Origin of the sequence: Geitlerinema sp. CS-897, from assembly GCF_028368005.1 — a bacterium.
GTDB classification, from domain to species: domain Bacteria; phylum Cyanobacteriota; class Cyanobacteriia; order Cyanobacteriales; family Geitlerinemataceae; genus Baaleninema; species Baaleninema simplex.
In genome coordinates this window covers 1-13,603 of record NZ_JAQNCQ010000157.1, presented here as the reverse complement: position 1 = coordinate 13,603, position 13,603 = coordinate 1, and the positions used below count along the sequence as shown (strand labels likewise).

Below are 13,603 nucleotides of genomic sequence, written 5' to 3'. Positions count from 1 at the left end.
TTCATACCAATACTGCGCTCCCAATTCTTCTGGGTTCACCTCTTCAGACAAGGTTTTGGGGTTGGGCTTCTTCATACAACCCACTCTACTTCACTTGCCATGATTGTCAATACCTGCCTCTTATTGCGGTGACTAATTACCCTATTAACTGTCCTCACTGTTCACTTGTATGTTGGCGATGTACATTGGCGGTGCGTGACGATTTCTCTGTCTCAGGATCGACCCCCGAGTTTTCAAGTCACGCACCCTACACCTGTCAACTGGTGACAGGTGACTGGTGACTGGCGACTGTTAATTAGCCCGTTCCCACACTCGCTCGATTTCCGTCAACACTGAAGCGTCGGGGGGTTGGGTGGTTCGGGTTTGGAGATCGACTCGGGCGCCGGGTATGTTTTTCGTCCAGGGACTGTTGGGAATGGCTTCGAGGTCGATGTCGGGATTCGCAGGACGGAAGCCGTGTTGGACGAATACTGCTTGCTGTTCTGGGGCGGTGAGGAAGTCGAGGAATTGGGTGGCGGCGTCGGTTTCTAAGGGCCCTAGGTTGCGGGTGACGATCGCCGCCGTGGACACCGTCTCGATCGAGGGATCGAGATAGTAGATTTGATAGGGTTTTCCTTGGGTGGTTTGGGCTTGTTCCCAGCGATCGAGGGCGATGCTTTCGTACACGGTCGCTACGTCTGCATCGTTGGGGCCTCGGGTGATGAATTCTTGCAGTAGGATATCGGTCGATCGCGGCGGTTGGTAGATCGATCGCTTGACGAGGGCGAACAGAGATTGAATTGCGGGTTGGTTCAGTTGCATGGCGGTGGGGGCGTTCCCCAGTTTGGACTGCGTCCACAACGTCATCGTCAGTTGTCCGCTGTTGGAACGGGTGGGATCGGTCATGAGGAAGTCGAAACTTCCCCATTCGGCTTGTCCGCCGATACGGTTCCAGGTTCCCCCTTTCATGGCGGTTTCGAGGCGGTTCCAGTCGAAGCGTCCGTCGGGAAACAAGACTGCACCCCGTTCGGGCCAGGCGACGCCCACTAACAGGGTTTTGGCGATGGGACGCGGCCGTTCGTGAAACACGGGGTCGCTGCTGCGGGCGGCCATGCGATCGCTCAGTTTGTCTAAGATTTCGCTGTTGGCGGGAATGACAACGGTGGGGTCGAAGTCGTTTTTCTCATCGACGTAGTTGTTGACGATGTCTTGTGACCCTTGAAATTTTAGTTCGAGGTTGATGTTGGGATACTCTCGCTCGAATTTCGGTTCGAGGGTTTCTAGGGTTTCTTGAAGTTCGGTTCCGCTGACAACGTAAATGGTTCGGCTTAAGCCGGGAATTGGGGCGTAAGTTAGTCCCAGGGAGGCAATCAGTACGCCGAAAGAGGTTATCAATCTTTGGGGAGAATCCATTTTTTTGAATTGATGATTTTCAAAATTTTATAAATTTAACTTGACAAATTTAATTTTCTATGTTAATGAATTTATTTTTTAGGGTTTGGAGACTAAAACATCGACGTTTTCTTGAAATAGTTGTAAGTCTTGACTGAGCGATCGCAACTCTTGTAACTGTTCGGAATCTTGTAAGTCGGCGGTTCGCAGTTTGTTTTGTAATTCTTGTAAAACGCCCGCCGATTCGGTAATCGCCGTTGACAGGGAAATCGCTTGGGCGTCGCGGGCGTCTTTTCCGGCTTGGGCGAGGTGGATGTTGCGTTCTAAACTAGCGGCGAGTTGGCTGAGTTGTTGTTGGGCGACGCCGCGACGAGAGGCTTGTTTCGATCGCACTTCCTGTAACTGGCGTTGCAAGTCTTCTACCGACAGCAGGGAATCCGATCCTTGTAACCGACGGGAGAGGCGATCGATCTTTTCGGGGAGTTCGTGGGCGCGATCGCAGGCGTACTGTACTGCTGTCAGCAACTCCATTTGCACCGTTCCCCCTGTCAGCAGGGTTTCCGCTTCCCGCCGCAACTCGTCGGCTTTCGAGGCTAAATTCGCCGCCGAAACCCGCACGGCTTGCAACTCTCGGGCTAAATCGGGGTTTTCTAACGCCAGTCCTTCCGGTTCTTGAGATTTGCGCCACGACGCCCCCGCTAAGGAGACGATCGCAGCGGTGGGAACCATCACGACACTGGAGACGTTCGCCAAACGCACGCCGAGGAACAAGACGACGCCTCCGGCGAGAATTGACATGGGATAATAAAAAGGATTGGCGAGTTTCATGTTGTTGTCAAAACTCGGAATTAAAACTCGACTTGTAAATCGGCCATCAAGGAAGAAATGGTTTCCGGATCGCCTTTTCGGTAATAGCCGCCGTTGACTTGGGCGATTTGTTCTAACACGCTTTCGTCGAACTCCCCTTCTTTACCGTAACCGACAGTGAAAAAGGCGATGCGTTGGTCTGAGGAAAACCCGCTTTTTTGAAGTTCGGCTTCGAGTTGGTTCAGTCGAATTTGCGATCCGGAATCTTCGCCGTCAGTCAGAATCAACACGGCGTTGATGGCGTTTTCGCGAAGGTTTTCACTCAACCAGTTTCGGGCGTAGAGGGCGGCGTCGTAAAGGCGAGTTCCGCCGCTGGCTTGCAGCGAGGCGATAAACTGCATTCCGCGATCGCGTCCTTCGGGGGTTCCATCCACGACGACAGGGGGTTTAATGTCGGAGTTGAAATCGATCAGGGCGATGCGTTCTTTGGGGCCTAAATTTTCAATGTAGTTTCTCAGGGTGTTTTGGACGGCGGTGATTTTGCGTCCCGCCATCGACCCGGAAGAATCGACCACGACCGCCACTTGAGAGGCTTTTTTGGCGTAATCTTGCCAGCTTTGTAGCATGGCTTCGACCACTTCCGGCGGTGGCGGGTTGTAAGAGTCGTAATTGGGACTGGTTTGGACGCCGAATTCGGGGGTAAATCGGGGTCCGAGGGGAACGCCGGGAACGCCGGGACGCAAGCCTAAATCGGTGGCGATCGCTTGGGTTTCGGGCGATCGCAAATACTCGATAACCGCTTCGGCGGCGGCTTTTTCCTCCTCGCTAATCCAGGGGGCGTCGGCTAAAATCGCCCTCATGTTCGAGGTGAAAGTCGCTTGGGGATAAACGGCTTGGTAACGGACGCCGGAATTGGCGTCGGATCGTTCGCTGTTGGCGGCGATAACCGAGGATTCGTAAACTGACCCCACGGACGCCCAGTAAGGACCGTTGGCCACCATGGCTTTGGCCAGGGAACTGGTAGATTTTCCGTAGCGGGTGACTTTCTGTTGGATTTGCTGCACCTCGCTTTGGTACTTCTGCACGTCGGCGATGGTGAGGTCTACGGGACGTTTCCCCGAGACGCTGGCGAATTGCGTGACGAGGGTTTGTAAGCCAGAGTTCGATCGCGTCGGGGCGGTGTGAACGTAGGTAATGGGGAGGTTGGGGGCGTTGGAATTTAAATCTTGGTGGTTTTTCGCCGTGACGAAGGCTTTGAAGGGGTCTTCGACGCTTTGCAAACTGTCGGCGATGTCCGCTTCCGCCATCAACACCATCGGACTGTTGGACAACATGGGGGCGTCGGGAATTTCGGGGATGTAGTCTTGACCGGGATAGAGGCGATCGATCTGATAGCGAAGTTGGCTGTGATAGATTTCTCCGTCGACGGAGAGAAGGACGGGAAATTGAGGGTCTTCGGCTTGGATGCTTCCGTTTTTCAGTTGTTGGGCGAGGCTGAGAACCCGATCGACCACATCGCCGCTTCCAGCGGCTTCGCAGGTGATGTAATATTCCGTTCCGTCGTCGAGTTGGGGATTTTGGGCGTTATACTTGGCTGCGGCGCGATCGCAAAATTCATGTAAAGCACTGCCAAACAGCAGTTTGACCTCGAAGCCTTGGCGTTGGGGCGTTCCGTTTCCGCCAATGTTGCTACAGCCACTCAAAACCCCCAAACTCAAAAGCAAGGCTAGGCGTTGGGTCGAAAACCAAGGTGTCGATGACATGGGTTGTCGAAAACTGAAACAGTTGCAGTCAAATTTAACGGCGATCGGCGCTTATTTCACTCTACTGGATTGACCAGACGGAAATCCTGTATTGACGGGTAGGGTGTGTTCCGGCGTCGATCGATCTTTGGGTTTTGGCGACAGGCTCAAATCTGCCGGAACGCACCGACTTCAGCGATCGATTCGAGTTTCCCTACGGCCATCATAGTGGGGCAAATCCGACACTTGACTAAGAACAGGTTAAGAATCGCCGTCAATACCCGGTTGGCAATTGTCAACTCTCCATTACCAAGTCGGCATCGAGAATCCCCGACGGTCGATCTAAGATGGAGTTTACGCTTGGGGCGCAAGCCCAGACGACGAAATCGATCGCCAATAGGAGTAACACCGTGAGTCCAGAAACCACCCTCGACAAACCCACGACCCCCTTATTTGACCCGGAAACGTTCGATCGCTACGTGATGAAAACCTACGGACGGTTTCCCATCGCCCTGACGAAAGGGACAGGCTGTCGGGTATGGGACGATCGAGGTAAGGAATATCTGGATTTCGTGGCCGGAATTGCTACCTGTACCCTAGGACACGCGCATCCGACGTTGGTGTCGGCGGTGACGCAGCAAATTCAAACTCTCCACCACGTCTCGAACCTGTACTACATTCCGCCGCAAGGGGACTTAGCCCGGTGGTTGGTCGAGCATTCCTGTGCCGATCGCGCGTTTTTCTGCAATTCTGGGGCAGAAGCCAACGAAGGGGCGATTAAGCTAGTTCGCAAGTACGCCCACACGGTTCGCAACCTTGAAAATCCGGTGATTCTCACGGCGAAAGCCAGTTTCCATGGGCGGACGATGGCGACGATTACCGCCACGGGACAACCGAAATATCAGAAGAATTTCAGCCCCCTGGTTCCCGGTTTCGTCTATGTTCCTTATAACGATATCGAGGCTTTGGAAGCGACGATCGCGGAACTCGATGCGGAAAAACCCCAAGTTGCGGCGATTCTGTTGGAAGCGTTGCAAGGAGAAGGGGGCGTGCGTCCGGGCGATCGCGACTATTTCCAACGGGTTCGCCAACTCTGCGACGAGAAAGGAATTTTACTGGTTCTCGACGAGGTGCAAGTGGGCGTCGGACGGACTGGGAAACTCTGGGGATACGAAAATTTGGGTATCGAACCGGACGTTTTTACCTGTGCGAAAGGTCTCGGCGGCGGAATTCCCATTGGGGCGTTGTTGTGTAAGTCCGCTTGCGATGTGTTGTCTCCCGGCGAACACGCCAGTACGTTTGGCGGAAATCCCTTCGCCTGTGCGGTGGCGTTGGCGGTGTGTCAGACGGTGGAACGGGAGAATTTGGCGGAAAACGCCCGCGATCGCGGAGAACAATTGCGGACGGGCTTACAGGCGATCGCCGCCGATTATCCTGATTTAATTGCGGAAATTCGCGGTTGGGGATTGATTAACGGTTTGGTTCTCAAGGAAGAGAGTTCGCTGAGTTCGATCGATATCGTGAAAGCGGCGATGGAACTGGGTTTGTTGTTGGTTCCGGCGGGCCCGAAAGTGGTGCGTTTCGTTCCACCGTTAATTGTCTCGGAATCGGAGATCGATCGCGCGATTGAAACGGTACGGGAAGCGATCGCCTCGGTGGTGTAATTCCGTCTATTTTCTGTCACAGGGCTAAGGGCAGCCTGGGCGCGATCGGTTATTTTGGATTCGTCAACTGTTCTTTGGTGAAACCTATGGTTTTGAGGAGTTGGATGCGAGCGATCGGTCTCGTCTTTGCCGCTTTGCTCTCCTTCCTGGGCTTAAAATCTGCTACTGCACAAGTCGAAAATTTTGTCAAGTCTTCTGGCGAATCCGACGCGCCGCGCATCGTTCAAAATTGCTACTTTCCGGGGGAATACGCCCGAGTTTCGACGCGAAACACCGATTTAAACGTGCGACAAACTCCAGGTGGACGTATTGTCGGTTCGATTCCCCGAGGTTGGGAAGTCCTTGTCCGAGAGACAGATCGATCGGGGCGTTGGGTGTTCGTCACCAGTCACTACGGTAGCGGAAGTGTCTATTTTGGCAGTGCTCCGAATTTCAATGAAGGTTGGGTGTCTGCGGATTATCTAACGTTTTTGGGGTCGTACTGCGACAAGCCTTCGATGGGCGGACGACCGATGAATAACAAAGGGATGCCTCCCAAACCTTATTATTTCATGGAATCTCAGTTAGAAACGCAGGTGGAACCCCAGCGATTTTCGGTGTACGAAGATTGGACGACGTTGGGCGATCGTATCTCGAAATCCTTGGATGATTAAAACGTAGGTTGGGTGGAGCGAAGCGAAACCCAACTCAACCCAATTTAAATGTTTTTAATGCACCACAGAGACACAGAGAACACGGAGAATTTTGAATATCTGAGCTGTTCTTAAAAAATCGAAATTAATGGATAGAAAAAAACGAATTTTACAGCATCTCAAAAAAGACGGTTTTGGTTTAGAAATCGGTGCGAGTTACAATCCCGTCGCCCCTAAACGAGAGGGATATAAGGTTGAAATTGTAGACCACCTCCGCCGAGAAGAACTGGTTGAGAAGTATCGAAATCAAGGTATCGATACCCGTACTATTGAAGAAGTCGATTACGTTTGGACAGGGGGTTCTTACGCCGAACTTATTAAAAAAAACAAGTTTTACGATTGGATTATTGCCTCCCACGTCATCGAACATACGACCGATTTGATTGGTTTTTTAAACGACTGCAACGAACTCTTGAAAGATGATGGTATTTTATCGTTAGTCGTCCCCGATTATCGGTACTGTTTCGACTGTATGAGGGCGAGAACCAGCATTTCTGAGATTATCGACGCTCATCTTTACAAGCCGAAACGACATACCCTTGGCAGCGTCATTGATTACCATATCAATGTGATGTCAAAGGGAAATCATATTTGCTGGTTAAAAGGACACAACGGAAAGCTCAAACCCCTGTTTTCACAGCAACAAATTTTTGAGGCTATCCAACAACACCAAAACAGCCAAGACTACATCGACGTTCATGCTTGGTGTTTTACGCCGCATTCGTTTCGGTTGATAATTCAAGACCTCTATAGTTTGGGATTTATCAAACTGAAAGAGTTTTCGTTTTTGCCCACGAGCGGCTTTGAGTTTTACGTGACTTTAAGCCGAAATGGACGCGGTTTATCCTGCGATCGATTAACGGTTTTAGAGAAAATTCAATGGGAACTTGCCGAAATCCTCGAAATTTCTAAAAACGCGCAAAATTCCACATCAAACGAAACTTCAACCGATAACTTCGCCTGTTTTTGATGTTTTCTAAACTTCACAAAGTTCTCGCCATCGCCGCCAGGGTTCCGGGGAATCGCCAACGCTTTTTCAACGCGGGACTTCTCGACGCCAAAACCGGACAACTCGTCGAACATTGGCGAGAGAAATTCCCCAATCTCCAACCCATCGATAAAGCGGAAATTCGCAATTCTCCCGGTTTTTTTCTCGCCAACGCCTCGGATGTGGTGTATCGGGGAACGACTAGCGGGAGTCGGGGACAAGTTTTGACGTATTTTGCGGGAGAGGAGTGGAATCGCCTTCGTGTCGCGGCGAGAATGCGATCGCTACGGTGGTGGGGAATCGACGACAGCATCCCCATCGTCAACGTCGCCAGTCGGTTACAGCCGATTCGTTCGGTAGACGTGACGCTGGCGGGAGAGATTGACGAGGGGTTTTTAACGCGGTTGTTGGAGGTGTTGTCGGTGCGTCCGGCGGTGGTGCGGGGATACCCCAGTCGTTTGTGTGAGGTGGCGTCGCGACTTTATGGAAAATCCCTTCCTACAGTTTTGGGGGTCATCGTTACTGGAGAAGGCTGGTTTGAGTTTCAGAAATCGCTGTTGGAACGGGTTTTCGATGCGCCTTTTATTGACGAATACGGCTGTCAAGAAACAGGAATTTCTGGGCTGACTTGTCCGGAGGCGAATCGGTTACATTTAGATAGCGATCGCTGTTTGTATGAAGTCATCGACGGACAGTTAGTTACGACGGATTTGTATAATTTTACGATGCCGATGGTTCGGTATTGTTGTGGGGATGTGGTGGAATTGGACGAGACGCCGTGTTCTTGCGGACGAAAGGGATTGACGGCGACGGTTTGCGGACGAGTTGAGGATACAATTGAAACCTCTCGCGGACGAGTGTTTTCGGGAAACGTGAAACTTCCGCCATTTCCAGGGATTTTGAACTATCAAGTGATTCGGCGAGAAACCTCGATCGATCTGATTTTAAAGGAAGTGGTGGAAAAGTGGAGCGATCGCAATTTAGAACCTCTCGACAACTGGATTCGTCACACTTTTGGAAATCTCGAAATTCGCTATTTTGGACAACCGCCGTCACCTCCAGAAGTTCCGCTGCGAGAGGGGTTTTTGGAAACTGAGTGGATTTCTCAACTTACGTCGGGGTCTTGGGGCGATTTGTTCGATCGCCCGCTTCCTCATGGTAAAATCGCACTGGCGGCGAAACTCCTCAAACAGGCGATCGATCCCTCGATTATTTCAGGTTCGGGAATTTCTGAAACCACGCGAAATTTAGCGATCGCCGTTTCACAAACTCCCACGACGGGAAATCCCGACATCGATCGCACGATCGGACGAATTTTATTGTTTGCCAATACGGTTTTAGGAGGAGATGAGTTGCTGTGCGATCGCGCTGTCGAAATCTTACGTGAAGCGGAGGGCGATCGATTCAGCGATTCGATTCAATTTGACCTATACCTATCGTCATTGTATCAGAAAACAGAGAAATTGCCAAAAATTTTAGACTGTCGCCCTCGTCAGATCGATCGATTCAACATCCATCACAGTTTATACGGATTCGAGCGTGCGATCGCCACCGCCAGAAACCGAAATTCTCCCCTCACGAAAAGTCTCAATCCCCTACTTGCGATTTTTATCGCCGATCTCAACTTTTTCGCCTCGCGATTCCACACCGCCACTTTAGCCAGTTGGCGTGAATTCATTGGGAATCGGGAAATCTGGGAAATCTCGAGAATCACCGACGCCGATTCCTTTTTAACTGCTTGGCTGCATCTCAGGAGAGCTTTTTGGAAAAACCGCGAAACTCCCGAAATTCTAGAGGCGACGTTAACCAAACTTCGAGAAACCGCCAAAACTCCTCAAGAGCAAGCCAAAGCCATTCTCGAAAACGGATACGTCAACCTATTACTCGAAAAACAACTCGATTCGGAATTTTGGCTGACAACGGCGATGCAACAGTCGCAAAACCTCGATCGCACTCTCGAAAAAGGTGAATTCGATCCCCTTCCCTGGAGTCCGATTTTACGAAATATCGCACAAGGATTTTTAAATGGCGGAAAACCCGAACTCGCTTATCAATGTTTGTTGGCTTCTGCACCTCCGTCGTCGCGAGTTTCCGCCTTTGAACGATTAGCCAAACATTGCAACCGCAAACAATCGCCAATTTTCGAGATTCGCGATCGGTGAAACCTCTAAAAAATGCCCAAATCTACTTCTAAAATTGCCATCGCCTTCGAGTCAGAAACGGTTCTCGAAACTGCGATCGCTCTCTTCAACTCCCTACAGCAGAATTCTCAACTTCAAATATCTTTTATTTGGATACCGGGAAATCCCAAAAAATCGCAAAATTCTAAAATTGCACAGATTCCGTACCCATACCCTATTTCAATTGTTAACTCGAACGAGGAACTTGTCAACGCCCCTCTCGATGCGATCGCCTACATTCCCCACCACGCCAACCCCAACCCGACGTTACCGGAATTTCCCAAAACCTCCGAACCCTGGATCGTTCCCTGGCTTCCCTCCCTCGACTTTCCCCCCGAAACTGCGATCGCCAACTCGCCGCAACCCCTGGCGTGGATTGCTGAAGCCACCTGGTTTCACCGCCATTTCGCCAACGCAGACATCCCAACGCTGTATCGCCTCGCCGAAGACTTCCCCGAATTAGCCTGGTATGGCGGCACATCGACGACACCGCAACCCGATGATAACTGGCGGATTTGTGCGATCGTGCCTCACTTTGGCTGCGAACCCTGGCTGTTTCAATGTCTGCATTCCCTCATCAACCAAACTCGCCCTCTCGACGAGGTTGTGGTGGTAGACGACGCCTCGCCAACGCCGCCAGTCGAGATCGTCTCTCAGTTTCCCTCGGTGAAACTGTATCGCTCTCCCCAACGAGTCGGACCGTATCGCCTGGTTCAACAGGTTATCGAGGACACTGACGCCGATGCCTATTTGTTTCAAGATGCTGACGACTTTTCCACGCGCGATCGATTGGCGACACTTCTATATTTAATGTCTCAATACAACGCTGATTTAGTGGGAACCCAGGAATTGCGAATAATGGAATCTGAAAAAACCGTAATTCCCGTCTGTTATCCCCTGGACGTCAACCTTGCTTTGGAGGAAAAACCGGGACATCCATTAATTCACCCCAGCAGTTTAGTGCGTCGAGAATTAGTGATGAAGTTGGGAGGTTTTGCGACGGGATTGCGGTTTGGCGGCGATACGGAGTTTTTATTACGGGCGCATTTTGTCGCTAGAATTGTCAATACTTCCCACTTTTTATATTGTCGCCGAAAACGTCCGCGATCGCTGACGATGAATCCCGAAACGGGGTTAGACTCTCCAGCGAGAAACCAGTTGTTGCAACAGTTAAAATCGCGTGCGAAGCAGAATTTAGCAGCGAAGCAAAACAGAAATGTTGTGAATTTGCAGCCCTTATCTGTAGCATTAAAGCTGAAGTTAGTAAAATTGCGAGAATGAAGGGTGTAACACGAACAAAAAAATGAATTCTTTTTTGAATTTTCTAAATATTTTTATTTTTGAGAAAATATAGAAATCTTAAATATAGAATTTCTATATTTTTTATAGTAAACAACCTATTGAAAATTTGTCTCATGGGTCAGATAGTCTATCGAGATCCTCGGCATCTCCAAGATGCCGAGGATCTTATGCCACCATTTACCGAAATGAGATTTTGCCGCGAATCATTTAAAACTGCTATAGATTGTGTAATAAATTAAAGGGGACGGGGAACATCAATAAAAAAATCCGATCTTTTCTTGCATTTCGATTTAATACAACTCATTTGAGATTGCTATAGTTTTATTTGTGTGCTTTTATTTAAACGATCGCTCGTGCTGGCTAATTCTTTTAAAAGTACTCTCGATCTTTTTTACAATCGCTTTCGATCGAATATAGCAATATAACCAAAACCCAAACATTAGAACGTCATCTTGTAAGACTCAAACAGTGGTTTTACTAAACCCAGAAAGCCTCTCTCTATGTCCTCTGTGCCTCTGTGGTGAATACTTTTTAAAAAACCAGCCTGTCAAAAACAAATTCCGTATAAGGGAAGAAGAGTCAAGTCTGTTTCGCATAGGTATCTCCAACTTATACATTGACATTAGGTTTCTGCCTCACACTTTTCGCAATACCAAAATTTCAAAAGCATCTAACTTTTCGGGAAGGTCGATCGTCGCTCCCGTTTCCTCTCGATAGGAATTCACCCGACGATCGCGAGCAGATATCAAGATCTTCCATCCCTGGCGCTCGATCGGAATGTCGAGAATCAGAGGCTTTTCGTAAGAAAAATTGATAACCACCAACACCATCTCATCGTCCGTTTCGCGCAGGTAGGCTAGATGTTCGTAAGGATAGTGAATTAACGTCCTCAAACGTCCCCACAACAATGCCTCACTATCGCGACGCAAGGCGACGAGTCGTCGGTAAAAATTCAATAGCGATCGCGGATCTCGAAGCTGCGCCGCGACGTTGACCTCTTTATAGTTGGGATGAACGGGAAGCCACGGTTGCGGGTTTTTCCCGAAACTAAACCCCGCTTGCGGCGAATCGTCCCACTGCATCGGCGTGCGAGCCCCATCTCGGCGTTCGGGAACTTCTCCACTCGGACTCGGGGCGATCGCCTTATCCCGCGACAGTTCTGGCGGAATATCGTCGTAGTCCACCATGCCAATTTCTTGACCGTAGTACAACACGGGCGTTCCGCGCACGGTCAGTAACAACGTCGCCGCCGCCATCGCGATCGCCATCGAATCGACGCACAAACTACAGTCTACCCACCGCGAAAGATGTCGGGGGATATCGTGGTTGTCCCAAAAATAAACCGGTTGCGCCCCTTGCGGCGTCAGGAGTTCTTTTCGTTCGATCTCCCGTTGTAAATGGCCGGGATACCAAGGGCTAAACGCAAACTCGAACGTAAACGGTAAGTGCAACTCGTCGTTGTTCGCCCCGTAAAAGGCAATGGAATCGTAGAGGGTGTTATCGATAAAGGTTTCGCCAACGAGCAGGCGATCGTCGTACTCGTCGAGAACTTGCCGTATTTCACGAACGATTTCGTGATTTTCCGGCAGGTTTTTCTCATAGAGATGGTGGTAGTTGTTGTAATCGTTCTTATCGCTCGAGGCAAATTTTAGTGGATTGTCGCGGAAGTATTTATCTTTGCTGTAGGCACTCGAGGCGTCGAGACGAAACCCGTCTACACCGCGATCGAGCCAAAACCGTATAATATCGAATACTTCCTCTCGGACGTCTGTATTGCGCCAATTGAGATCGGGTTGGTTGGCGTTGAACGTATGAAAATAATACTGTCCCCGTTCGGGACAAAACGTCCACCCCGAACCGCCGAAATAGGATAGCCAGTTATTTGGAGGATTGTCTTTATAGCCCTCTTGCCACAAATACCAATCGGCTTTCGGATTGTCGCGACTCGATCGCGATTCGACAAACCAATCGTGGCGATCGGAGGTGTGGTTGACCACTAAATCCAAAATAACTTTAATTCCCCGTTGGTGAGCTTCTCGAATCAGTTCGTCGAAGTCCTCTAACGTGCCAAATGTCGGACAAATCTCTCGGTAGTCGCTCACGTCGTAACCGTTATCGAACATGGGCGATTTGTTAATCGGCGAGAGCCAAATCGCATCGATTCCAAGGGAGGTGTCACTGTTTGGATTACCGTCGTTTAAATAGTCCAAGCGTTGGATAATTCCTTGTAAATCTCCCACGCCGTCACCGTTGCTATCGGCAAAGGTAAGTGGATAAATTTGATAAATAATTCCACGCTCCCACCAGGTTGTATTGTCGAAATTCATATATTTTTACTGATTTGCAATCTACAATTTCAATTATCTACATTTTGTAATAAAACTCAGAAAAAAGTCATAAAAAATTGAAAAACTTTCCCAAAGGTTGAATTTCTCAACCTTTCGCAATTTCTAAATTCTCTCCAAAGATAGATTAAAATAATTACAAAAATTGCTCTTTTCAATACGAACAGGAATTACGCACTTGTCGGTCAAGAAACCCGGTTTCTGCGTAAGTTCTAACGAAATTCGGGCGATTGCGAATTAATACAGAATCCGAATTTCAACACTTCGACTCCGCTAGGACTCAACGCTGAGCGGAGTCGAAAACTCAAACACTGGTTTTGTCCGACCTGACAAGCCCCTCTCTGTGTCCTCTGTGTCTCTGTGGTGAAGACTTCTGGCTCTTCCGAACTTAAGATGCAGAATCAATCTGAAAAAATCATAGAAAGCTGACTCCTAAGCTCAAAGTTGCAGAAATTACGAAATCCATAAGCTTTGCGTTTAATCAGCTTTAACTTGTTGTTTAAACCTTCCAC

Annotated in this window: 10 protein-coding genes; 5 read left to right on the top strand and 5 right to left on the bottom strand. The window is 49.6% G+C overall.

The window, feature by feature from the left end:
- Positions 1 to 291 precede the first annotated feature (291 nt).
- From POG22_RS10035 to POG22_RS10025, 3 genes are all read right to left on the bottom strand, one after another.
- A complete protein-coding gene (locus tag POG22_RS10035) occupies positions 292 to 1,392 on the bottom strand; it encodes a substrate-binding domain-containing protein (protein WP_498905068.1) in 1,101 nt (366 codons plus the stop codon).
- A 78-nt stretch (positions 1,393 to 1,470) separates the two neighbouring features.
- Positions 1,471 to 2,169 (bottom strand): hypothetical protein, encoded by a 699-nt coding sequence (locus POG22_RS10030; protein ID WP_498905066.1) that lies wholly within the window; start codon positions 2,167 to 2,169, stop codon positions 1,471 to 1,473.
- Positions 2,170 to 2,219: 50 nt separating this feature from the next.
- A complete protein-coding gene (locus tag POG22_RS10025; protein ID WP_063714790.1) occupies positions 2,220 to 3,941 on the bottom strand; it encodes a VWA domain-containing protein in 1,722 nt (573 codons plus the stop codon).
- A gap of 389 nt (positions 3,942 to 4,330) precedes the next feature.
- Here POG22_RS10025 and POG22_RS10020 point away from each other — a divergent pair, with 389 nt between their 5' ends.
- From POG22_RS10020 to POG22_RS10000, 5 genes are all read left to right on the top strand, one after another.
- Entirely contained in the window at positions 4,331 to 5,584 is a 1,254-nt protein-coding gene (locus POG22_RS10020) for an aspartate aminotransferase family protein (RefSeq protein ID WP_498905070.1), read from the top strand.
- 86 nt (positions 5,585 to 5,670) lie between these two features.
- Positions 5,671 to 6,237: an SH3 domain-containing protein gene (locus tag POG22_RS10015; protein WP_498905064.1), complete on the top strand. Its 567-nt coding sequence runs from the start codon at positions 5,671 to 5,673 to the stop codon at positions 6,235 to 6,237.
- 127 nt (positions 6,238 to 6,364) lie between these two features.
- The gene (locus tag POG22_RS10010) at positions 6,365 to 7,246 is read left to right on the top strand and encodes a class I SAM-dependent methyltransferase (RefSeq protein WP_498905062.1); all 882 of its coding nucleotides are present in this window, start codon (positions 6,365 to 6,367) and stop codon (positions 7,244 to 7,246) included.
- Entirely contained in the window at positions 7,246 to 9,426 is a 2,181-nt protein-coding gene (locus tag POG22_RS10005) for a phenylacetate--CoA ligase family protein (RefSeq protein WP_498905060.1), read from the top strand. Before POG22_RS10010 ends, POG22_RS10005 begins: the two co-directional genes overlap by 1 nt.
- Before the next feature lie 12 nt (positions 9,427 to 9,438).
- Entirely contained in the window at positions 9,439 to 10,725 is a 1,287-nt protein-coding gene (locus POG22_RS10000; protein WP_498905058.1) for a glycosyltransferase family 2 protein, read from the top strand.
- Positions 10,726 to 11,381: 656 nt separating this feature from the next.
- Here POG22_RS10000 and POG22_RS09995 read toward each other — a convergent pair.
- Together POG22_RS09995 and POG22_RS09990 are read right to left on the bottom strand one after the other, a co-directional pair.
- Positions 11,382 to 13,073, bottom strand: coding sequence for a glycoside hydrolase family 13 protein (locus POG22_RS09995; protein WP_498905056.1), 1,692 nt, complete (start codon positions 13,071 to 13,073; stop codon positions 11,382 to 11,384).
- 419 nt (positions 13,074 to 13,492) lie between these two features.
- Positions 13,493 to 13,603, bottom strand: a 111-nt coding sequence (locus POG22_RS09990) for a transposase (RefSeq protein WP_498903168.1), incomplete at its 5' end; no start/stop codon positions are given.